The sequence below is a fragment of the Rossellomorea sp. KS-H15a genome, assembly GCF_024195245.1.
In the GTDB taxonomy this organism is placed as follows: Bacteria; Bacillota; Bacilli; order Bacillales; family Bacillaceae_B; genus Rossellomorea; species Rossellomorea vietnamensis.
In genome coordinates, this window is the sequence record NZ_CP096886.1 from 2329706 (window position 1) to 2353012 (window position 23307).

Sequence of the window (23307 nt, forward strand, 5' to 3'; positions counted from 1 at the left end):
TTTGAGTTGCTTTTTGTCATTCTTCCAAATAAAAACACTTTCATCCGGTGGAATCATTACTGGATGAAAGTGCATCTTTGCTTATCAATCTTTCAACGATCGGACCAAATCGAGATCCGGTGTCACGTAAACGGTTTGCTGTCCTTCGTATATGACAAATCCGGGTTTGGCACCTTTAGGTTTCTTGACCTGTTTGACTTCGGTAAAATCAACGGGTACGGAGCTGGATTCACGGGCTTTACTGAAGTATGCGGCAATATTGGCCGCTTCCTTGATCGTTTCATCAGTTGGGTTGGAACTCTTGATGACAACGTGAGAACCTGGAATATCCTTCGTATGAAGCCAGACTTCATCTCTTCCAGCAACCCGGTTGGTCAAGTAGTCGTTTTGCTTATTGTTTTTACCGACCAGGATCTGTGTTCCGTCAGTTGACGTGTATTGTTCCAATACGGGCTTCATATTGGCCTTTTTCTTTTTAGTTTGCTTGCGGACCTTCAGGTAACCCTCTTCTTCGAGTTCCTCTCTGATTTCCTCCACATCTTTCGTTGAAGCAGATTCTAATTGTTGCAGTAATTGTTCGAGATACACGATCTCTTCCTGTGCTTTTTCAATTTGTTCATGGACGATCTTTATGGCATTCTTCGCTTTTTGATAACGTGAGAAATAATTCTGTGCATTATCCGAAGGCGACTTTTGAGGATTTAATGGAATCGTGATACTTTCCCCGTTTTCGTCATAATAATTGACTACGCTCACCTCCGTCATCCCACGTTCCACGGCATATAGATTCGAAGTAAGAAGTTCACCGAGCAGCTGATAGCGGTCAGCCTGTTGGGCATCGTCAAGCGTTCGCTCCAGTTTCGTTATTTTGTTGACGTTCTTATCCCTTTCATTTCGAATGAACCGCTCGAGGTCATTTCCTTGTTGCTTGACTCGATCACGTGCAGCCTTCTGATAAAAGAAACGGTCAATCAGTTCACTCAAGGAAGGGAATGTTTGTTTTTCACCCTGAAGATGTTGAAGGTCCATCCAGTAGAATGTTTCCTTATCTGCTGTGATCAGGGTCGGCGCTATATCAAAGTTTTTTGCATGAGCAATCAATGATAGGAATGACTCGGCAATGGCTGCCCCGCTGCCGATCCCTGCACGGTGTACGACTTCCTTCGCGTAAAGCGGTGAGATACCGGCGAAGGATTGGACGATCTGTTTATCAAGCTTCCCCGAATTGAAATCAAGGGCACGTAAAACATCTACAGTGTCTGCTTCAAGTGGATCGATTTTATCCTGTTGAGGCGGCAACACGTAGGTATGGCCAGGCAATACAGTACGATGGGTGTTCATGCTTGGTGAAATATGCTTGATGCTGTCAAGAATCATATTTCGTTCTTTATCTACCAGGATGATATTGCTGTGCCGGCCCATTATTTCAATGATCAGTTGTTTATAAGATATATCCCCGATCTCGTTTCTGCCCTTCACTTCGAATACAATCATCCGATCTAATTCAATCTGACTGATCCCTTCAATGATCGATCCTTCAAGATGTTTCCGCAAGAGCATACAAAACATCGGTGGAACCGAGGGGTTGTCATAATTCTCAGCCGTCAATTGAACACGTGAGTAACTTGGGTGAGCGGATAAGAGCACTTTATGGTTCTTTCCATTTGCCCGGATAACCAGAATGATTTCATTTTTATAAGGTTGGTGTATTTTGTTTATGCGTCCGTGTAATAGGTTTTCATTTAATTCTTTCGTCATGTTTCTTGTGAATAATCCATCAAATGACATATATAACATCCTCTGCTTCATGCGATTTCAGTATAGTTTGATTTCTTCCGACTAGGGAGTGGTTGAAAAGTGTATCAAATGTAACCGATTTTATCTCCCTGAAAGGGAAAATGCAAAACATACTTAAATCATATCATTTTTTAGGACGAGTCTGAATAAGAATGCTATGAGAAGGACAACTTTTCGTATCGTAGGAGGAGAGTGACATGGTTGCATGAAATTTCATGAGATGAGACAAGAGGACATAGAGCAGTCGTTAAATACCAATTATCAAGAAGGGCTTTCAACAGAAGAGGTTGCAATCAGACGGAAACAATTTGGGTACAATCAATTAGAAGAAGCTGAGAAGCAGTCAGCTTTATTGTTGTTTTTCAGTCAGTTCAAGGACTTTATGGTTCTTGTGTTATTGGCAGCCACGCTCATTTCAGGTTTACTCGGTGAATACATCGATGCCATCGCCATTATTGCCATTGTGTTCATTAACGGCTTTTTAGGCTTTTTCCAAGAGCGGAAAGCCGAGAGGTCGCTTCAGGCTTTAAAGGAGCTCTCTGCACCCCAGGTTTCAGTGTTAAGGGACGGTAAGTGGGTAAAAATCGTTTCGAAGGATGTCATCATTGGGGATGTCATCCGCTTTGCAAGTGGAGACCGGATCGGGGCGGATGTTCGTCTCATTGAAGCCAATAATCTTGAAATAGAAGAATCCGCCCTGACCGGGGAGTCTTTACCCGTCACCAAATCCACAAACCCTGTAAATGGAGAAAATATGAGTCTCGGGGACTTGGAGAACATGGCATTTATGGGAACGATGGTCACGAGGGGAAATGGAATTGGTGTCGTGACTTCGATCGGTATGAAAACGGCAATGGGGCAAATCGCCGATATGATCCAAAACGCAGAAACCATGACCACTCCTCTTCAGAGAAGACTGGAAGAGTTAGGAAAGATCCTCATTACGGTTGCTCTTGTACTGACAGGATTGGTTGTAGGAATCGGCGTGATCCAGGGCCATGATATGTATACGATGTTCTTAGCCGGGGTTTCATTGGCCGTAGCAGCCATACCTGAAGGGTTGCCTGCCATTGTGACGGTTGCCCTTTCCCTAGGTGTTCAAAGGATGATCAAGAAGAAAGCCATCGTCCGAAAGTTGCCGGCAGTGGAAACATTAGGCTGTGCATCGGTGATTTGTTCTGATAAAACCGGAACCTTGACCCAGAACAAGATGACGGTCACCCATCTGTGGAGTGGAGGAAGGACGTGGACCGTCACCGGCACCGGATATGAACCAGACGGCCAATTTTATACCGGGGAAAAACGGGTGACGCCTCACAGTGAGAATGCACTCCAGCAGCTGCTGACTTTCGGGATGCTGTGCAATCATGCAGAGCTTGTAACCCGTGATAAAACCTTTATCGTCGATGGTGACCCCACTGAAGGGGCTCTTCTTGTAGCAGGATTAAAGGCAGGGCTTTCCAGGGAATCATTGCAGAAAAAATTCACGATTGTCAAAGAGTTCCCTTTTGATTCCACAAGGAAGATGATGAGTATCATCGTGGTCGACCAGAATGGAAAGCACTTCTCTGTAACGAAAGGTGCTCCTGATGTATTGGTCGGGAAAAGCGAATCGATCCTGTGGGAGGGAAGGCTTCAACCGAAATCACCTGAGGTCACTGAAAAAGTAGAAGGGGCCATCAGTGAGATGTCATCCAACGCTTTACGAAACATTGCGATTGCGTATAAACCGATCAAGGAACGTGCTGTTGAAGCGTTGGTGGAAGAGGACGTGGAAGAAGGGGTTACCTTCATCGGTTTACAAGGAATGATCGACCCTCCGAGACCTGAAGTGAAGCAGGCGGTGAAAGAGTGTCGTGCTGCAGGGATCAAGACGGTCATGATCACCGGGGACCATGTTCTGACGGCGAAAGCCATTGCCAAACAGCTCGGCATCTTGAAAAATAAAGATCGCGTCATGGATGGGAAAGAATTAAACGCAATGGAAGTGCATGAACTGGAAGAAATAGTGGATGAAGTGTCAGTGTTTGCCCGGGTATCACCTGAGCATAAGCTAAAAATCGTCAAAGCCCTGCAAAACAGGGGGCATGTCGTGGCGATGACAGGGGATGGGGTCAACGATGCCCCTGCCATAAAATCCTCTGATATTGGAGTCGCCATGGGGATTACAGGCACGGATGTATCAAAGGAATCTTCTTCGCTAGTCTTGTTGGATGATAACTTCGCTACGATTAAATCAGCCATACAGGAAGGAAGGAACATCTATGAAAATATCCGCAAATTCATACGGTATCTGTTAGCTTCGAACGTAGGTGAAATTCTCGTCATGTTATTTGCCATGATTCTGGCGCTCCCGCTTCCATTGGTGCCGATCCAGATTTTATGGGTGAACCTGGTGACGGATGGCCTCCCTGCCATGGCACTGGGTCTTGATAAGCCGGAAGATGATGTCATGAGAAGAAAACCGAGACATCCAAAAGAAGGTGTGTTTGCAAGGGGGCTCGGGTGGAAAGTGGTATCCAGGGGATTCTTGATCGGCGGGGCGACGCTGCTTGCGTTCATGCTATCGTATAAGACCCATCCAGATCACCTGGCGTATGCCCAAACCGTCGCGTTCGCCACTTTGGTCATGGCACAACTGATCCATGTGTTCGACTGCCGAAGTGAAGTATCGGTGTTTTCAAGAAATCCGTTCGGGAACATGTATCTCGTTTTTGCCGTATTATCTTCACTCATATTAATGCTCTTAGTCATCTATATCCCTTCCCTGCAACCGATCTTCCATACAGTACCGATCGTATTGAAAGATTGGCTCTTGATCATTGGTTTAAGCTCCGTTCCAACCTTTTTACTGGCAGGGTCATTTTTTGCAAGAAAAAAACAGTGAAATGTGGTATAATCCAAAAGGTAATAGAGAAAATCCTCTATTACCTTTTTTATATAAAGCGATATGTTGTACATAAGTGAGGGCTTCCCTTCTCAATCTATCAGCACGAGATGATAGTGAATTCGGTTATCTTACATACGAATACCGTCAAAGGATTGGATGTGATCGTAATGGTTGTCAGTATGACAGGCTTTGGAAGAAGCAAATCAGACTCTGAACAACATACTGTAACGGTTGAAATGAAATCCGTGAATCACAGATTCAGTGAATGTTACATAAGAATGCCGCGACAATTAATGAAGCTAGAGGATAAAATCAAAAAGCAAGTATCCCACCATGTAAAAAGAGGAAAAGTTGATATTTTCATTACCATCACAGGGGACGGCCTTGTGCATAAAAATCTTCATATTGACTGGAAGCTCATTCAAGATTATTATCAGTTAGTAAATGAAGTGAAAGAAACCTTTTCATTAAAAGATGAAGTGCAATTATCCCATCTCCTGAACAGAGAAGAATTCATCATGATCGAAGAGATGGAGGAAGAAAATGAAGAGCTTGAGAATCTGGTTTTAAAAGCTGTGGATGAAGCAGCGCTGGACCTTAAAGTGATGAGGGAGAAAGAAGGGGAACTTCTCAAGAAAGATTTTCTCATCCATCTTAGTCAGTTTGAAAAGAATATCATTGAACTGTCCAGTCATGCTCCGGAAGTGGTCAATCAATATAGAGAACGACTAAGAAAGAGAATTTCCGAATACAACGAAACCTCTTTTGATGAAAGCCGTTTGCTTACGGAAGTGGCCATCTTTGCCGATAAGTCTGACATAACGGAAGAATTGACAAGACTTAAAAGTCATATTCAGTACTTTCACTCCACATTAATCGATTGTGGTCCTGTAGGCAGGAAACTGGATTTCATGATCCAGGAAATGAACAGGGAAGTGAATACGATTGGGTCGAAAGCAAATGATTCCCTCATCGCAACCATTGTAGTGGAACTCAAATCAACACTTGAGAAGCTGAGGGAACAAGTGCAAAATGTAGAATAAGAAGTTTAGTTTCCTATCATTCAGGCGAAACTAAACTATTGATTAGGAGGAGCGTTATGTCGATCAAGCTCATCAATATAGGTTTTGGAAATATCGTTTCAGCCAACCGGATCATTTCAATCGTAAGTCCGGAATCAGCCCCGATCAAACGCTTGATACAAGATGCAAGGGACCGGGGAACACTCGTTGATGCTACATACGGAAGAAGAACAAGAGCGGTCATCATTACGGATAGCGACCACGTTATTCTTTCAGCTGTTCAACCCGAAACCGTTGCTCATCGTTTGACAGATAAAGAGGATTTAGTAGAAGAAGGGCAGGGTAAATAAATGAAAGAAAAAGGATTGCTGATCGTTCTTTCCGGACCATCAGGTGTAGGGAAAGGAACAGTTCGTAAAGCGATTTTTTCCCAGGAAGATACAAGGTTTGAATATTCCATCTCCATGACTACGCGGAAACCCCGTGAAGGAGAAGTGGATGGTGTAGATTATTTCTTTAAATCAAGAGAGGATTTCGAAGTGCTGATCGAGCAGGGGAAACTGTTGGAGTATGCAGAGTTTGTAGGGAACTATTATGGAACCCCTGTAGATTATGTCCGGGAAACCCTGGATGCAGGAAGAGATGTCTTTCTTGAAATCGAGGTACAAGGTGCACAACAGGTCAGGGATAAATTCCCCGAAGGTTTATTTATCTTCCTGGCACCCCCAAGTCTTTCTGAACTTCAGAACCGCCTTGTGACAAGAGGCACTGAGACAGATGATTTGATCAGGGGCAGGATGAATACCGCAAGAAAAGAAATCGAAATGATGAATTTATACGATTACATTGTTGAAAATGACCAGATTGAACATGCGGTAGATAAGATTAAATCCATCGTTCAGGCAGAACACTGCAAACGGGAACGAGTGCAACAACGATACTTAAATATGCTGGAGGCTGAATAAATGTTAAACCCATCCATTGATTCATTAATGAAGAAGATTGATTCTAAATATTCGTTAGTCAGTATTGCGGCTAAGCGTGCAAGAAACCTGCAAGATACGGGGGATTACCGTTTGAACCGTTATGATTCTCATAAATTCGTAGGTAAGGCCCTTGAAGAAATTCATGCCGGTCAGCTATCTATGAAAGAAAGAGATGCCAAAGCCGTTTATTCTGATGAATAGGCCGGCGGATCTTATTGAATAACTCCAGGGGTTGACTCGGAAGATTTCATCATCTTTCGGGACAACCCTATTTTCTTTTTCTATCAATATCCTTCATAATATAAGAAGGATAAAGAATAATGGGGGAAAGTAGAATGATGCAGGGGAAAAGAATACTATTATGTGTATCTGGCGGAATAGCTGTATACAAAGCGGCAGCCTTGACCAGCAAGCTGGTGCAGGGCGGTGCTGAAGTGAAGGTGATCATGACGGAGTCGGCACGCAAATTTGTGGCCCCTCTCACCTTTCAGGCCCTATCCCGCCAAGATGTGTATTGGGACACCTTTGATGAAAAAGATTCATCAAAAATTGCTCATATCGACTTGGCGGATTGGGCTGACCTCGTACTGGTGGCACCTGCCACGGCAAACATCATCGGGAAGCTTGCAAATGGGATTGCAGATGACATGATTACAACGACGATTCTTGCAACGACGGCACAGGTGTGGATCGCCCCGGCCATGAATGTACATATGTATGATCATCCAGCAGTGAAAAGGAATATTGAAACCCTTTTTGGGTTCGGTTATCAATTTGTCGAACCAAGTGAAGGGTATTTAGCCTGTGGGTATATCGGCAAGGGAAGATTGGAAGAACCAGAGAAGGTAGTGGAGCTGGTTGATCGTTTTTTCCAGGAACGCGACAGTGATAAAAAGCTCCTTGAGGGGAGAAAAGTAGTGATCACGGCCGGTCCGACGAGGGAGATGGTGGATCCTGTGCGATTCTTTTCCAATCGTTCAACCGGAAAGATGGGATACGCCCTTGCTGAAGCGGCTGTTTCCCTTGGAGCTGATGTCGTTTTGATCTCCGGACCTTCTGTGTTACCGATTCCAGCAGGTGTTGAATTTGTCTCCGTGACGACTGCTGAAGAAATGTATCATAGGGTGCATGATCTATTTCCATCTGCAGATATCGTCGTAAAGAGTGCAGCAGTCGCCGATTACCGCCCTAAAGAAATATTTGAAGATAAGTTAAAGAAAAAAGATGGAAATCTAGTGATCGAATTTGAGCGTACAAAGGATATTTTAATGAGCCTTGGTGAAAGGAAAACTCACCAATACCTCATCGGATTTGCAGCAGAGACGACAAACGTCGAAGCATATGCCAAGGCGAAGCTTGTGAAAAAGAGGGCAGATATGATCGTCGCAAATAATGTGAAAGAAACGGGATCCGGGTTCGGAACAGATACAAATAAGGTATCGATTGTCACGAGCGGGGGAGACGCTCGCGAGCTGCCTTTATTATCAAAGTTTGAGGTAGCCAAAGAAATCTATAAAGAAGCCATCCGGCATATGAAGAAGGGTTCCTCACATGAACGTAGCTAGCGTCATTGTCGACGTTCCTGCCATGCAGACGGATCGAACGTATGATTACAGTATCCCGAATGAATGGAAGGGCAGCATCGTTCCTGGTATGAGGGTCGTCGTGCCTTTTGGTCCGAGGAAAATCCAAGGCTTTGTCATTGAATTAAAGGAAAAAGGGGAAGTCTCGAAACTCAAATCGATCGTCGAGCCGATGGATCTCGTACCCGTCCTGAATAAAGAGTTACTTGCACTCGGGAGCTGGTTGACCGAGAAGACCCTCTGCTTTAAAATTTCCGCCTTTCAAGCGATGCTTCCAGCAGCCATGAAAGCGAAGTATGAAAAATTCCTTCGACTGGAAGAAGGCAGGAATCCGGGGGAACTTCATCTCTCCCTCCAACGCTTTTTCAAGGATGGAAAAGAGGTCTCCTGGAATGCAATCGAAGAAAGCGGCATGCTCCCCCTCGTACATAAAGAGGTGAAAAAAGGCTCTGTCGAAGTCATCTATAGGGTGAAAGCCAAAGGGAATAAGAAAACAGTACGAAAGCTTTATCTGAACGTACCAATCGATCAAGTGGATGAAGTGAAAGATGGGTTGCCTCCCCAGGCCAGTAAGCAAAAACAAATCATCGAATATATGATGGATGCGGCTCCTGGTGGTGATGGGATACTCGCATCCACCCTGACGGAAGTGATGTCCACGACTTCAAGTACCGTAAAGTCTTTAGTCCATAAAGGGATCCTTGTTGAGAAAAACGTGGAAATGTACCGTGATCCTTTCGAAAATAGAACATTTGAGAAGACATTCCCCCTCTCATTGACTTCCCAACAGGAAGAGGCGATCGGTCCCATTTTGAGTACCATCGATCAAGAGAAGCATCATACATTTCTCCTTTACGGTGTTACAGGGAGCGGGAAGACAGAGATTTATCTGCAATCCATCCAACGGGTACTCGAGGAAGGGAAAGAAGCAATCGTGCTAGTCCCAGAGATTTCCCTTACCCCTCAGATGGTACACCGCTTTAAAGGAAGGTTTGGTGACGATGTCGCCGTCCTTCACAGTGGATTATCAGTCGGGGAAAAATATGATGAGTGGAGAAAGATTCAGCGCAAGGAAGTGAAAGTGGTGGTCGGAGCCCGCTCTGCCGTTTTTGCCCCTTTTGAAAATATCGGGATCATCATCATCGATGAAGAGCATGAAACCAGCTACAAACAAGAGGAAAATCCACGTTATCACGCACGGGACGTTGCCATCTATCGAGGGGAATTCCATCAATGCCCGGTGATCTTAGGCAGTGCGACGCCTTCCCTGGAATCCTTCGCCCGGTCTTCAAAAGGGGTGTACGGACTATTGACGCTTAATAAACGGATGAATGACGGGCCGCTTCCATCGGTAGATATCGTGGATATGAGAGAGGAACTCAGGAAGGGAAACCGTTCCATGTTTTCAACCAACCTGTTCGAAAAGCTCCAGGGCAGGCTTGAAAAGGGAGAGCAGACTGTCCTTTTTCTAAATCGCAGGGGGCACTCATCGTTCATCATGTGCAGAGATTGCGGCTTTGTCCTGCAATGCCCCAATTGCGATATCTCCTTGACCTATCATCGATTTTCCAATGGGATGAAATGCCATTATTGCGGGTATGAAGAAGGGGTCCCATCTACTTGTCCTGAATGCACAAGTGAGCATATCCGTTATTTTGGGACGGGTACACAGAAGGTTGAGGAGGAATTGACGAAGCTCCTCCCAGATGCAAGGATCATACGTATGGATGTCGATACCACAACCCGGAAAGGCTCACATGAAAAACTGTTAACGGCTTTCGGGGAAGGTAAGGCAGATATCCTACTCGGTACGCAAATGATCGCAAAGGGCCTGGACTTTCCGAATATCACCCTGGTAGGTGTACTCAGTGCGGATACGATGCTCCATCTGCCTGATTTCAGGGCAGCGGAAAAGACGTTCCAATTATTGACTCAAGTAAGTGGAAGGGCTGGCAGGCATACGCTGCCGGGGGAAGTGGTCATACAAACGTACACACCTGAGCACTACTCGATCGAATTAGCATCCAATCATGATTATAATCGTTTCTATCAGCAGGAAATGATGATGAGAAAAATGGGTTCCTATCCTCCTTTTTACTACATCACGCTGATCACATTAAGTCATGAAGATCTAATGAAGGTTGTGGATATTTCAGAGAAAATGACGGCTTTCATCCGTTCAAAGCTATCCGATACAACGATCATCCTTGGGCCGGTTGCATCGCCAATTCCCAGGATCAAGAATAGATACCGCTATCAATGTTTGATAAAATACAAGCGTGAACCAAATCTTGGGAGTACGTTAAAAACAGTACTGGATCAATTTCAGCAGCAATATGCATCACAGGGGTTAACCATCTCCATAGATGTGAACCCTTATATGATGATGTAACACTATTCATATAGAAAAATGGAGGACAGTTATGGCAATACTTCCAATCGTCATGCATCCGGATGCCATTCTCGAAAAAGAATGTGAGAAGGTAACGGATTTTGATAAAAAGTTAAAGAAATTACTTGTAAATATGTATGATACCATGATCGAGGCGGACGGAGTCGGGCTCGCAGCCCCTCAAGTGGGCCTCGACCTTCAGGTAGCGATCGTCGACATCGGCGATGACTCAGGGACGATCGAACTGATCAATCCTGAAATCATCGAGTCAGAAGGGTCTCAAACCGACCTCGAAGGATGCCTCAGCTTCCCGGGCCTCTATGGAGAAGTGACACGCCCATACTCGATCAGGGTTAAAACACAGGACCGTAAAGGAAGAACGGTTGAATTTCAAGCCCAGGATTTTCTGGCCAGGGCCATCCAGCATGAAATCGATCACCTGCACGGCATTTTATTTACAACAAAAGTAGAAAAGTATATTACAGAAGAAGAATTAGAAGGGTATGAAGCTTAATGACGAAAGTGATCTTTATGGGAACACCCGATTTCTCGGTTCCTGTTCTCCAATCTCTAATAGATGAAAAATATGATGTGATCGCCGTTGTGACACAACCGGATCGCCCCGTCGGAAGGAAAAGGATACTCACGCCACCACCTGTCAAAGTGGCCGCTGAAAAGCACGGCATCCCGGTCTACCAGCCCGAGAAGATAAAGAATGAAGATGAGCTAAACCAGGTCCTGGATTTAAAACCGGATCTTATCGTGACGGCTGCTTTCGGACAGATTCTTCCGAACGCTCTGCTTGAGGCACCTAAACATGGATGCATCAATGTTCATGCTTCCCTGCTACCTGAACTCCGTGGAGGCGCGCCAATCCATTATTCCATTCTCCAGGGAAAAGAGAAAACAGGCATCACCATTATGTACATGGTGGAAAAGCTGGACGCTGGGGATATCATCAGCCAAGTGGAAGTGGAGATCGAAGAGCGAGATCATGTAGGTACACTTCACGACAAACTGAGTGCAGCAGGTGCTAAATTACTGATCGACACCATCCCTCCATTACTGAAAGGGGAAATCTCCCCCGTAAAACAGGATGATTCAAAAGCTACATTTGCACGGAATATCAAGCGTGAACAAGAGAAGATAGACTGGACGCGTGACGGGGAAGAAATCTACAATCATATCAGGGGACTCCATCCGTGGCCGGTAGCGTATACCACATTGGACGGCTCGGTCATGAAAGTATGGTGGGGAGAGAAAGTGAGCGTGACCCCGTCATCACCCGGGAAAATCATCGGAATTGAAGAGGATGGTTTCGTTGTGTCCACGGGCAATTCAACAGGGATCAAAATCACCGATTTACAGCCTTCCGGCAAGAAAAGGATGAGTGCAAAGGACTACCTTCGGGGAGCGGGCTCACATTTAGAAGCTGGTCTGATGTTAGGAGAAGAACATGAGTAAACGAAATAAAACCGTACGGGAAGCAGCACTCGATGTCATCGAGGCAGTGGAGAAAAATCAATCATACAGCAATTTACTGCTTCATTCAGTGATCGAAAAAAACGAACTGCCGGGTAAGGATATCGGTTTATTGACAGAATTGACATACGGGACCATTCAACGCAAAATGACGCTGGATTTCTATTTAGCCCCATTCATCAAGGGGAAGCTGGATGATTGGGTTCGTCAATTGTTACGATTATCCCTTTATCAGCTGGTCTACTTAGATCGGATACCGGATCGCGCCGTATTCTATGAAGCAGTCGAAATCGCTAAAAAAAGAGGACATAAGGGAATCTCAGGATTAGTCAATGGGGTATTAAGGTCTGTACAGAGAAAAGGCCTTCCGACTCTTGATTCCATCAAGGACCCGGTTGAAAGGGTCGCCATCGAAACGAGTCATCCATACTGGCTTGTCAAGAGATGGTCAGAACAATTTGGTTTAGACAAGACGAAAGAAATGTGCGAAACCAACTTGATCGCTCCAAACCAAACGGCCCGTGTGAATACCACCAGGGTCAGCCGTGAAGAGCTCTTACAGCAATTGGCGGACAGCGGAAATGAAGTGAAGGAAAGTTCCATCGTGCCGGAAGCAGTCCAGTCTCTGCGGGGAAACCTTGCGAAAACAGATGCATACCGCAATGGGTTATGTACGATACAGGATGAAAGCTCGATGCTTGTTTCTTATGCTTTAAAGCTTGAAAAAGGGATGAAAGTGCTGGATGCGTGTGCAGCACCTGGAGGGAAAACGACGCATATCGCAGAGAAACTCTCCGGAACCGGCGAAGTCCATGCCTTGGATCTCCATAAGCATAAAGTCAAATTAATCGACGAGAATGCTTCCCGGCTCGGTCTTTCCAATGTACACACCGCTGCCCTTGATAGCAGGAAAGCAGGAGAGAAATTTGAAAAGGGAAGTTTCGATCGGATACTGGTCGATGCACCATGTTCAGGTTTAGGTGTTCTCAGGAGAAAACCGGATATTAAATATGCAAAGAAAGAGGCAGATCTTCAATCCCTTCAAAAGATCCAGCTCGATATCCTCTCGGCCGTTGCACCCTTGCTGAAAAAAGGTGGATTACTGGTTTATAGCACATGTACGGTCGACCGCAACGAAAACGAAGGAACCGTTTCGGCCTTTCTGAATGATCACCCTGACTTTGAGTTTCATCAACTCGATCAACTGCCGGAAACAGTGAGACCGTTCATTGACGGAAACCAAATGCAAATTTTCCCACAGGATTTCGGAGGGGATGGATTCTATATTTCGTGTTTCCTGAAAAAGGATTAAGTCGATATTCATCAAATGTTGAAAGTAAAGCAGGAAAATCCGTTGTAGAAGTCGTAAAAGTACAACAGACCTTTTAGTATGTTATGTGCAGAAGGAACTACTTGAAACAGGTGCAGAAGAAGAGAAGAGGTGACCTAAGTGAAGACGGTTTATTTTACGGACAAAGGGAAAGTGCGGCAGCTGAATGAAGATAGTGCCGGTGTATTCGTGAATCAGCATGGAGATCATTTAGCTGTTGTAGCAGATGGGATGGGCGGCCACAGAGCAGGGGACGTTGCCAGTGAACTTACCATTTCCATCTTAAAGGACTTATGGGAGAAAACCGAGAAATTTCACACCGCTGATGAAGCAGAAAATTGGTTAAAATCAACTATTAACGAAGTAAACAAAGAAGTATATACTTATTCTCAATCCAATTCCGAATGCGAAGGGATGGGTACGACTCTCGTCGGAGCCATCTGTACTTCTTTATTTGCAACCATAGTCAATATCGGTGACAGCAGAGGGTATATCCTGAATGAAAACGGATTTCATCAATTGACGGAAGATCATACGCTTGTCAATGAATTGGTGAGAAGCGGTGAAATTTCAAAGGAAGATGCAGAGCATCATCCGAGAAAAAATGTCATTTTAAGAGCGATCGGTACGGAAGCTTCAATTACGATGGATATTAAAACGATCATGTTCGAAGAGGAAGATGTCATTCTTCTATGTTCAGACGGCCTTTCAAATAAAGTCTCTGAAAAAGAAATGAAAGAGGTATTGGCCCGGGACCACTCCCTGGAAAACAAAGGGGAGTCGCTCGTTCATTTAGCCAATGAGTATGGCGGTGAAGATAATATTACCGTAGTAATTGTCGAGTTTGCCGCTGAAACGGAAAGCGGGTGATAGCATGATGGAAGGTAAGCGCATCAGTGGGCGTTACAGAATTATTAAACTCATTGGTGGAGGGGGAATGGCCAACGTTTATTTAGCTCACGATGTGATTCTTGATCGTGAAGTGGCCATTAAAATGCTCCGGATCGACTTTGCCAATGAAGAGGAATTCATTAAACGATTCCAACGGGAAGCCCAATCTGCTACTAGTCTTGCCCACCCTAATATTGTGAGCATTTATGATGTAGGAGAAGAGGATGATCTCTATTATATCGTCATGGAATATGTTCATGGCATGACGCTAAAGCAATACATACAGCAACACTCGCCTGTCAATGTTGACAAGGCGATCGATATTATGAAGCAACTGACAATCGCCATGTCTCATGCTCATCAGAATCATATCGTGCACCGGGACATCAAGCCTCATAATATCCTTCTTGATGAAGAAGGAAATGTGAAAATAACCGATTTCGGGATCGCGATGGCACTCAGTGCCACCTCGATCACACAGACCAATTCGGTTCTAGGGTCGGTACACTACCTTTCTCCTGAGCAGGCGAGAGGCGGGATGGCCACAAAGAAATCGGACATCTATTCTCTTGGGATCGTCATGTTCGAATTGTTGACGGGCAGATTGCCTTTCTCGGGGGAGTCGGCTGTTTCGATTGCCTTAAAGCATCTGCAATCGGAAACACCTTCCTTGAAAAGGTGGAACCCTGACATTCCACAAAGCGTGGAAAATATCGTACTGAAAGCAACGGCAAAGGATCCTTTCAGACGTTACGAAAGCCTGGAAGAAATGGATGAAGACTTGTCGACGGCCCTTGATGCCGATCGCATGAACGAACCTAAATTCGCCGTTCCTCTCGATGATGAAGCGACAAAAGCGATCCCTGTCATCACGGATCAAAAGGCCTACTCGAATTTAGATGATACAATCGTCCATCATCAGACAGACGACGTGCAAACGAAGCCGACCCCGCCAGTGAAAGAGGGCAAGAAGGGTAAAAAAGATAAAACAAAACCGCCTAAGGGTAAAAGTAAGAAGAAGTGGCCGATGGTGATCATTGGTTTATTCTTTTTATTGATTCTGTTAGGGGTCGCTGCTGTCACGATGGTACCTGGTTTATTGGGGCCGAAAGAGATAGAAGTACCGGATGTTTCTGAAATGGATCAAACCGAAGCGATTTCGACGATCATCTCGGCTGGCTTTGTGGTTGGTGAAACCAAGAAGGTACCCGATGAAGAAATTCCCGAAGAATATGTGATCAAGACCAATCCAAAATCAGGACGAATGGCAAATGAAGGATCGGCTGTCGATATCTATGTCAGTACAGGTAAAGAAAAAGTGGAAGTCGATGATTATGTCGGCAAGGACTTTGAAGAAGTATCTGCTGAATTGGAGGAAAAGGGATTCACTGTAGAGAAAGAAGAAGAGTTTAATGATGAAAAGGCCAAAGGGACGATCACGGATCAGGACCCGTCACCAGGGGACGAAGTCGTGGCTGAGGAGACGACGATAACCTTGACGGTTAGTAAGGGATCTGAGCCTTTTGATATGGATGATTTAGTTGGCTACGACAGATCGGCACTTGATCAATATGCAGCTTTAAAAGGGGTAAAGGTTGAAGTAAGGGAAGAAAAATACTCTGATAGTATCGAAGCTGGTAAAGTGATTTCACATGAACCGGAACAAGGCAGCCCGACGTTCCAAGGGGAAACAATTTATGTGATTATGTCTAAGGGTCCTGAACCGCCGAAGGAAGTACCGACTAAAGAAGTGACGCTAAAAGTGAAAGTTCCATATTCGAGAGATGACGGGACTCCACAAGCAGTGGATATTCAAATAGAAGACAAAAACAGGAGTTTTGATGATCCTGATTCATATGAAGTGGACGGTATTACTCAAGATAAAGAATACACTTTAACGTTCACCTTAGAAGAGGGGACTAAGGGGAAATATAGAATATTGAGGGACGGAGAGGTGTATGAAGAAGAAACTGTAGAGTATCCTAAAGAAGAATAACATTGCCAAGGGGCTGTACCCGGGTTTTTAAAGAACCTACGGGACAGTCCTCTTGTTTTCCTTTATAATGGGAATGATACATAATGAAGATAACGAGATAGATAAACGTATTGAATAGGAGGTTTCGAATGCCTGAAGGAAAAATCGTAAAAGCATTGAGTGGATTTTACTATGTGCTCTCAGAAGGCAGTGTGACGCAATGCAGGGGCAGGGGCAATTTCCGTAAAAATAAAATCACGCCCCTTGTTGGTGATTATGTCGAATTTCAAGCAGAGAACAAAACGGATGGGTACATTCTGAAGGTATTGGATCGGAAGAATGAATTGGTACGCCCACCGATCGCAAACGTCGATCAGGCGATTTTGGTCTTTTCAGCCAGTGAACCGGATTTCAGTCCTGCGCTCCTGGATCGTTTTCTTGTATTGGTGGAGAGCAAAGAAATCGAACCGCTTATCTGCGTGACCAAAATGGACTTAGTGACATCGGAAGAAGCAGAAAAAATAGAACAATATGTGAGTGAGTACCGCTCTTTTGGATATGAAGTTTTGATGACGTCTTCCAAAACAGAACATGGCCTTGAAGAGCTGACTCCGTATTTGAAAGATAAAATTTCGGTATTTGCCGGTCAGTCCGGAGTGGGGAAGTCGTCCCTTTTAAATGCATTGAACCCCGACCTGGAGCTGAAGACGGCCATGATTTCTTCCCATCTGGGCAGGGGGAAACATACGACCCGCCATGTGGAACTCATTGATATAAAGGATGGGCTGGTCGCAGATACCCCGGGATTCAGTTCACTGGAGTTTTCAGAGCTTGAAATAGAAGAACTGCCGCAGTGCTTCCCGGAAATGGTCGAGGTGGCAGAAGAATGTAAATTCAGGGGCTGCCTTCATATCAATGAACCAAAATGTGCCGTAAAATCCGCCGTTGAAGCAGGAAGGATTCCTGATTACCGCTACGATCACTATTTGACTTTCCATAAAGAAATAAAAGAAAGAAAGCCGAGGTACTAAATATGAAAATCGCACCATCCATTCTTTCAGCCAATTTTGCAGAGCTGGGCAATGAAATCAAAGATGTTGAAAAAGGGGGAGCAGACTATATCCATGTAGACGTCATGGATGGTCACTTCGTACCGAATATTACGCTCGGGCCGATGATCGTAAAAGCGATCCGTCCACTAACAACGTTGCCGTTGGACGTACATCTCATGATTGAAAACCCGAGTCAATACATCGAAGAGTTTGTCGATGCGGGAGCGGACTATATTACCGTCCATGTAGAAGCAGATCCCCATTTGCATAGGACCATTCAAATGATCAAAGATAAAGGAGTCAAGGCGGGTGTCGTCCTGAATCCGGGTACTCCGGCAGAATTGATCAGGCCTGTCCTGCAAGATGTCGATATGGTCCTCTTGATGACCGTTAACCCTGGATTCGGCGGGCAATCATTCATCCCGTCGGTCGTTCCGAAAATCAAGCAGATCCGTGAATGGGCCAATGAAGTCAATCCTTCACTCGAAATCGAAGTGGACGGTGGCATCAATCCTGAAACGGCTGCCGTATGTGCCGAAGCGGGAGCAGACGTATTTGTTGCTGGATCTGCCATCTACAATAAGAGTGACCGAGGGGCAGCAATCGAAGAGTTGAAGAAATCTCTCGTATAAGAGACGAAGGCTGATCCTTTAGGATCAGCCTATTTTTATAAGATGGGAGTGGAGGATATGGAAATCAATATCGTTGCCGGTGGACCGGATCGATACATACCGGCATTGAACAAATATTGTAGTGATGAAGTCAACTGGGTTGGCGTAGACCGTGGCGTATACACGTTATTAGAGCAGATGATCGAACCCTCCATTGCATTCGGGGATTTTGATTCAGTGAACACCGAAGAGTGGGAACTGATCCAGGAAAAAGTCCGGGAAGTCAATCGCTATCAGCCCGAAAAGGACGAGACCGACCTCGAGCTTGCCCTGAACTGGGCGATCGATCAGAAACCCGATAAAATTTCCATCTTCGGTGCCACCGGGGGAAGGCTTGATCACTTCATGGGTAACCTGCAGTTATTAATGACACCGAAACTTTTAGAAGCCTGCATCAAAGTGGAAATGATCGACGTGCAAAATCGATTATCCCTAGCTGAACCCGGGGAGCATAACGTTGAAAAAAGCCCGGAATTACAGTATATTTCCTTTGTTCCCGTTACCGAAAATGTCGATGGGATCACCCTCACCGGCTTTAAATATCCATTAAAAAATCGGAATATTTCTAGAGGATCCACACTATGTATTAGTAATGAACTTATACAATCATCTGGTACTTTTTCCTTTTCAAATGGCATATTAATGGTGATAAGAAGCAGTGATGAAAGCTTCTCGTGACCAGGCAGAAAAGAAGATGTACTTAACTGAAACTGCTTGAATAGACTGAACTGTTGTCAAGCGAAACATTACGTTCTTTAGATTGTGGGGAGGGACTTTAAATGCGCTTTTATACAATTAAATTACCGAAATTCTTGGGTGGACTTGTGAGGGCGATGTTAGGAACGTTTAAAAAAGAATAAATGGTTTGTTGGGGATGGCGTCGGTGCCATCTTCTTTTTTTTATTGATTTAGAGATGGAAGAGGGGCTTATTTCAAACGGGCAAAAAATAAGCGGAATTTTTCCGGTTACTTTCAGAATGAATCTTATTTTAGGGTCAATAAGGGTAGTTTTTCCGCTTAAGTACGGAAACATCATCCATTTTAGTATGATGTGAAGTAAATAAGCGGAATTTTTCCTGCTATTCCATCCATATTAAACAGTAATTTCAATATAAGCGGAATTTTTCCGGCTATTTATCGGCTCTGCTGCTTAACGTGTTCTCCCAACCAAGAATACCGCCTTCCGCTTTTCTGTGATGTCCAGCTCCGGCGGCTAGAGGCTCGAGGTCATAAGCTAAATTGACCCAAAAGGCAAAGAGCGCCTTTCCGGTGGGTTCGCCTTATGCTTGTCGCCCCAGTGCGAGCCCCTTCCGCTTTTCTGCGATGTCCAGCTCCGGCGGCTAGAGGCTCGAGGTCATAAGCTAAATTGACCCAAAAGGCAAAGAGCGCCTTTCCGGTGGGTTCGCCTTATGCTTGTCGCCCCAGTGCGAGCCCCTTCCGCTTTTCTGCGATGTCCAGCTCCGGCGGCTAGAGGCTCGAGGTCATAAGCTAAATTGACCCAAAAGGCAAAGAGCGCCTTTCCGGTGGGTTCGCCTTATGCTTGTCGCCCCAGTGCGAGCCCCTTCCGCTTTTCTGCGATGTCCAGCTCCGGCGGCTAGAGGCTCGAGGTCATAAGCTAAATTGACCCAAAAGGCAAAGAGCGCCTTTCCGGTGGGTTCGCCTTATGCTTGTCGCCCCAGTGCGAGCCCCTTCCGCTTTTCTGCGATGTCCAGCTCCGGCGGCTAGAAGCTCGAGGTCATAAGCTAAATTGACCAAAAAGGCAAAGAACGCCTTTCCGGTCAATTCATCTTATGCTTGTCGCCTCTGGGCGAGCCGCCTCCGCTTTTCTGGGTGTAAAGTATTTTTTCTTGAAAGGTTTTAATTGTAGTATTGCATTATGGAAAGTTGTGTGATAAATTATTAAAGTATCTTTATGATAATAAGCGAAATGTGGAACTGAAATTAACTTCAGCTTCTTGTTAGTGAGGAGGGAATATATTATGGCAAAACAATGCGTAGTAACAGGCCGTAAAGCCAGCTCAGGTAACGCTCGCTCTCACGCAATGAATGCGAACAAGCGTACTTGGGGTGCAAACCTGCAAAAAGTTCGAATTCTTGTGGACGGAAAGCCTAAGAAAGTATGGGTTTCTGCAAGAGCGTTGAAATCTGGTAAAGTAGAACGCGTATAATACTTAAAATGGGAAGGCGCCTAATCTAGGCGCCTTTTTTCATTAAAAGGCATTTCTTGTAAAGATCCTTATGTAAGCCGATGATTAATCTTTGAATAATAAGGAAAATATAGAGGGTAAACCCAACAAATGACGCTTGTGATAATAGTTTAGCTTTCAAAAACAGTATACTTATAGTAAAATGTTTTTAGCCAAGCATGTAATTAAAGGGGGAAAACATTCCATGTCCATCGAATTGAAAACGCAGTACGGACAAATTGATATTACGAATGATGTCATTGCAATGATTGCTGGAGGTGCAGCGGTGGATTGCTACGGAATTGTTGGAATGGCTTCAAAGAACCAAATTAAAGACGGTTTCACAGATATCTTACGTAAAGAAAATTTCACTCGCGGAGTGATCGTTCGTCAAGATGAAGAGGAAGTACATATTGATATGTATATTATTGTGAGTTATGGTACAAAAATTTCTGAGATTGCCCATAATGTACAATCCAAGGTTAAATATACTCTTGATAAGACCGTCGGCTTGGCGGTAGATTCAGTAAATATTTTTGTGCAGGGGGTTCGTGTCACGAACCCGTAGTGAGGAGGAAGATTCGTGTCGATTACATCTTTGGAAGGAAAACGTTTTGCCCAGATGGTGATACAAGGTGCCACCAAATTATCTGCCAATGCGCAGCTGGTTGACGCGCTGAACGTTTTTCCTGTTCCTGATGGTGATACTGGAACAAATATGAATTTATCAATGACTTCCGGTGCAAAGGAAGTTCAAAACCATATTCAAGATCATATTGGAAATGTGGCTACTGCCCTTTCAAAAGGCTTGTTGATGGGGGCAAGAGGTAACTCAGGTGTTATCTTATCCCAATTGTTCAGAGGCTTTGGTAAGGCGATTGAAGGGAAAGAATCCTTAACGAGTGCAGAGTTTGCCAATGCACTTCAAACAGGGGTGGAAACGGCTTATAAAGCGGTTATGAAACCTGTGGAAGGAACGATTCTAACGGTTGCGAAAGATGCTGCGAGAAAAGGTGTTTCTGTAGCTGAGACTGAAAGTGATTTCGTAAAGCTTATGCAGGCAATTGTCGACGAAGCGCAGGCTTCATTGAATCGTACACCTGATTTACTTCCTGTATTGAAGGAAGTGGGAGTAGTCGATAGTGGGGGTCAGGGACTTCTGTTCGTTTATGAAGGTTTCCTTGCTGAACTAAAAGGGGAAAAGGTTTCCGATCAGGCGTCACTGCCATCCATGAATGATCTTGTGAGTGCAGAGCATCATAAGGCGGCACAGGATTTCATGAGTACAGAAGATATTGAATTTGGATATTGTACAGAATTCATGGTCCGATTCGAAAATGATAAACAGTCATTTGTAGAAGAAGACTTTCGCCAGGATTTAAGCAAGTTCGGTGATTCCCTGCTTGTCATCAGTGACGATGAATTAGCCAAAGTACATATCCACTCCGAACAGCCGGGGGATGTATTGACATATGGACATCAATACGGAAGTCTCATCAATATTAAAATTGAAAACATGAGACAGCAGCACAGCAGCATTGTAGGAGAATCCAAGCCTGCTGTAGCAGAAGCTCCGACTCAGGCCAAGGAAGTCGACTTTGCCATCGTGACTGTATCAATGGGTGAAGGGATTGCCGAATTATTTAAGAGCATCGGCGCAACTTCTGTGATCGAAGGCGGTCAGACGATGAATCCGAGTACGGAGGATATCGTGAAAGCTGTAGAAGAAGTGAATGCGAAGAAAGTCATCATCATGCCGAATAACAAGAACATCATCATGGCTGCCGAACAAGCGGCTGAGGTTCTTGAAATGGAAGTAGCCGTTGTCCCGACGAAGACTGTACCGCAGGGAATGGCTGCGTTACTTGCCTTTAATCCATCAGCTTCTGTTGAAGACAATAAGCAGTTGATGACCGAGGCGTCTAAACAGGTGAAAACGGGTCAAGTCACATTTGCTGTGAGAGATACGTCCATCGATGGCGTTTCGATTTCAAAAGATGACTTTATGGGAATTGAAGAAGGCAAGATTGTCGTTTCGGATTCCGACCGTCAAAAGTCTGCTCAAACTCTGTTGGAGACTATGCTTGATGCTGACTCTGAGATCTTGACGATTCTATACGGTGAAGATGTGACCGAAGAGGATGTTGAGTCACTCAGAGAGTATGTGGAACAACACTATGAAGATGTAGAAGTGGAAGTTCATAATGGTAAACAACCACTTTACTCCTATATATTCTCAGTTGAATAAGGATTAAAGGAAGGGGGCAGCTCTAAAAGGAGTTTGTCCCCTTCAATTATGTTAGAATGGTAGTGTGAATCGGATGTTAGGTAAGGGGGAAAAGTCATGAAATACAAAAGTGTATTTGATATTATCGGTCCTGTGATGATTGGGCCATCCAGTTCTCATACGGCTGGTGCTGCCAGAATAGGAAGGATAGCGAGAAACCTGTTTCGCCGGGAACCCAAATGGGCGACGATCTCCTTTTATGGATCGTTTGCAAAAACATATAAGGGCCATGGAACAGACGTAGCCATTGTAGGCGGAATCCTTGATTATGATACATATGATGAACGGATTATCGAATCAATCAATGTAGCTAAGAAAAAAGGGATAAAGATCAAATTTCAAGAAGAAGATGCCATTACGGATCATCCGAATACAGCCCGCATCCGCATGGGGGATGATCAAGGTGAAATCGAATTGGTCGGTATTTCGATTGGTGGAGGGAAAGTGGAAATCATTGAACTTAACGGCTTTGAACTTAAACTCTCTGGCCATCATCCCGCCATACTTGTCGTCCATGATGACCGGTTCGGAGCGATTGCATCTGTCTCCAATGTCATTGCCAAGCATCAACTGAACATCGGGCATATGGATGTTTCCCGGAAAGAAAAAGGTCAAATGGCTTTGATGACCATCGAGGTCGATCAACCGATAGATGAAGCGGTGATAAACGAGTTGACTTCACTGCCGAACATTACACAAGTAACACGGATTTCCGATTAATCAATTACAATAATGATAGCGTTTACATAAAGAGGAGGGTATT

Annotated in this window: 21 protein-coding genes; 20 read left to right on the forward strand and 1 reads right to left on the reverse strand. The window is 44.7% G+C overall.

What is annotated here, in order from left to right; translation table 11 throughout:
• Positions 1 to 84 precede the first annotated feature (84 nt).
• Positions 85 to 1788: an Rqc2 family fibronectin-binding protein gene (locus M1J35_RS11940; RefSeq protein ID WP_254651305.1), complete on the reverse strand. Its 1704-nt coding sequence runs from the start codon at positions 1786 to 1788 to the stop codon at positions 85 to 87.
• 214 nt (positions 1789 to 2002) lie between these two features.
• Here M1J35_RS11940 and M1J35_RS11945 point away from each other — a divergent pair, with 214 nt between their 5' ends.
• The 20 genes from M1J35_RS11945 to sdaAB all read left to right on the forward strand — a co-directional run bounded on the left by M1J35_RS11945 (position 2003) and on the right by sdaAB (position 23264).
• A complete protein-coding gene (locus M1J35_RS11945; RefSeq protein ID WP_224520297.1) occupies positions 2003 to 4684 on the forward strand; it encodes a calcium-translocating P-type ATPase, SERCA-type in 2682 nt (893 codons plus the stop codon).
• 170 nt (positions 4685 to 4854) lie between these two features.
• Positions 4855 to 5730 (forward strand): YicC/YloC family endoribonuclease, encoded by an 876-nt coding sequence (locus tag M1J35_RS11950; protein WP_159363244.1) that lies wholly within the window; start codon positions 4855 to 4857, stop codon positions 5728 to 5730.
• 56 nt (positions 5731 to 5786) lie between these two features.
• A complete protein-coding gene (remA, locus tag M1J35_RS11955; RefSeq protein WP_034755776.1) occupies positions 5787 to 6059 on the forward strand; it encodes an extracellular matrix/biofilm regulator RemA in 273 nt (90 codons plus the stop codon).
• Complete coding sequence (gene gmk / locus M1J35_RS11960) at positions 6060 to 6674, forward strand: guanylate kinase (protein WP_034755774.1); 615 nt, start codon at positions 6060 to 6062, stop codon at positions 6672 to 6674.
• Entirely contained in the window at positions 6675 to 6896 is a 222-nt protein-coding gene (rpoZ, locus tag M1J35_RS11965) for a DNA-directed RNA polymerase subunit omega (RefSeq protein WP_034755771.1), read from the forward strand. It begins immediately after the preceding gene.
• Between the two features lie 134 nt (positions 6897 to 7030).
• Positions 7031 to 8260, forward strand: coding sequence for a bifunctional phosphopantothenoylcysteine decarboxylase/phosphopantothenate--cysteine ligase CoaBC (gene coaBC, locus M1J35_RS11970; protein ID WP_254653746.1), 1230 nt, complete (start codon positions 7031 to 7033; stop codon positions 8258 to 8260).
• Positions 8247 to 10670, forward strand: coding sequence for a primosomal protein N' (priA, locus tag M1J35_RS11975; RefSeq protein ID WP_254651306.1), 2424 nt, complete (start codon positions 8247 to 8249; stop codon positions 10668 to 10670). The genes coaBC and priA overlap by 14 nt, the downstream gene beginning before the upstream one ends.
• 31 nt (positions 10671 to 10701) lie before the next feature.
• The gene (gene def / locus M1J35_RS11980) at positions 10702 to 11184 is read left to right on the forward strand and encodes a peptide deformylase (protein ID WP_254651307.1); all 483 of its coding nucleotides are present in this window, start codon (positions 10702 to 10704) and stop codon (positions 11182 to 11184) included.
• Entirely contained in the window at positions 11184 to 12134 is a 951-nt protein-coding gene (gene fmt / locus M1J35_RS11985; protein WP_254651308.1) for a methionyl-tRNA formyltransferase, read from the forward strand. The genes def and fmt overlap by 1 nt, the downstream gene beginning before the upstream one ends.
• Positions 12127 to 13464 carry a 16S rRNA (cytosine(967)-C(5))-methyltransferase RsmB gene (gene rsmB / locus M1J35_RS11990; protein WP_061809814.1) on the forward strand — a complete coding sequence of 446 codons (1338 nt, stop codon included), beginning with the start codon at positions 12127 to 12129 and terminating at the stop codon, positions 13462 to 13464. Before fmt ends, rsmB begins: the two co-directional genes overlap by 8 nt.
• A gap of 138 nt (positions 13465 to 13602) precedes the next feature.
• Positions 13603 to 14352, forward strand: a complete 750-nt coding sequence (locus tag M1J35_RS11995; RefSeq protein WP_034755754.1) for a Stp1/IreP family PP2C-type Ser/Thr phosphatase — start codon at positions 13603 to 13605, stop codon at positions 14350 to 14352.
• 4 nt (positions 14353 to 14356) lie between these two features.
• Positions 14357 to 16369, forward strand: coding sequence for a Stk1 family PASTA domain-containing Ser/Thr kinase (gene pknB, locus M1J35_RS12000; RefSeq protein WP_254651309.1), 2013 nt, complete (start codon positions 14357 to 14359; stop codon positions 16367 to 16369).
• Between the two features lie 128 nt (positions 16370 to 16497).
• The gene (gene rsgA / locus M1J35_RS12005; RefSeq protein WP_034755749.1) at positions 16498 to 17379 is read left to right on the forward strand and encodes a ribosome small subunit-dependent GTPase A; all 882 of its coding nucleotides are present in this window, start codon (positions 16498 to 16500) and stop codon (positions 17377 to 17379) included.
• A gap of 2 nt (positions 17380 to 17381) precedes the next feature.
• Positions 17382 to 18032: a ribulose-phosphate 3-epimerase gene (rpe, locus tag M1J35_RS12010; protein WP_159361859.1), complete on the forward strand. Its 651-nt coding sequence runs from the start codon at positions 17382 to 17384 to the stop codon at positions 18030 to 18032.
• Positions 18033 to 18089: 57 nt separating this feature from the next.
• Positions 18090 to 18749, forward strand: a complete 660-nt coding sequence (locus M1J35_RS12015; RefSeq protein ID WP_254651310.1) for a thiamine diphosphokinase — start codon at positions 18090 to 18092, stop codon at positions 18747 to 18749.
• A gap of 101 nt (positions 18750 to 18850) precedes the next feature.
• On the forward strand, positions 18851 to 18931 hold the full coding sequence (spoVM, locus tag M1J35_RS12020; protein WP_032088878.1) for a stage V sporulation protein SpoVM: 81 nt from the start codon (positions 18851 to 18853) through the stop codon (positions 18929 to 18931).
• A gap of 1119 nt (positions 18932 to 20050) precedes the next feature.
• A complete protein-coding gene (rpmB, locus tag M1J35_RS12025) occupies positions 20051 to 20239 on the forward strand; it encodes a 50S ribosomal protein L28 (protein ID WP_034755741.1) in 189 nt (62 codons plus the stop codon).
• 223 nt (positions 20240 to 20462) lie between these two features.
• Positions 20463 to 20825 carry an Asp23/Gls24 family envelope stress response protein gene (locus M1J35_RS12030; RefSeq protein ID WP_034755738.1) on the forward strand — a complete coding sequence of 121 codons (363 nt, stop codon included), beginning with the start codon at positions 20463 to 20465 and terminating at the stop codon, positions 20823 to 20825.
• A gap of 15 nt (positions 20826 to 20840) precedes the next feature.
• On the forward strand, positions 20841 to 22505 hold the full coding sequence (locus M1J35_RS12035; protein WP_224520289.1) for a DAK2 domain-containing protein: 1665 nt from the start codon (positions 20841 to 20843) through the stop codon (positions 22503 to 22505).
• 96 nt (positions 22506 to 22601) lie between these two features.
• On the forward strand, positions 22602 to 23264 hold the full coding sequence (sdaAB, locus tag M1J35_RS12040) for an L-serine ammonia-lyase, iron-sulfur-dependent subunit beta (protein WP_079531476.1): 663 nt from the start codon (positions 22602 to 22604) through the stop codon (positions 23262 to 23264).
• The last annotated feature ends 43 nt before the right edge of the window (positions 23265 to 23307 follow it).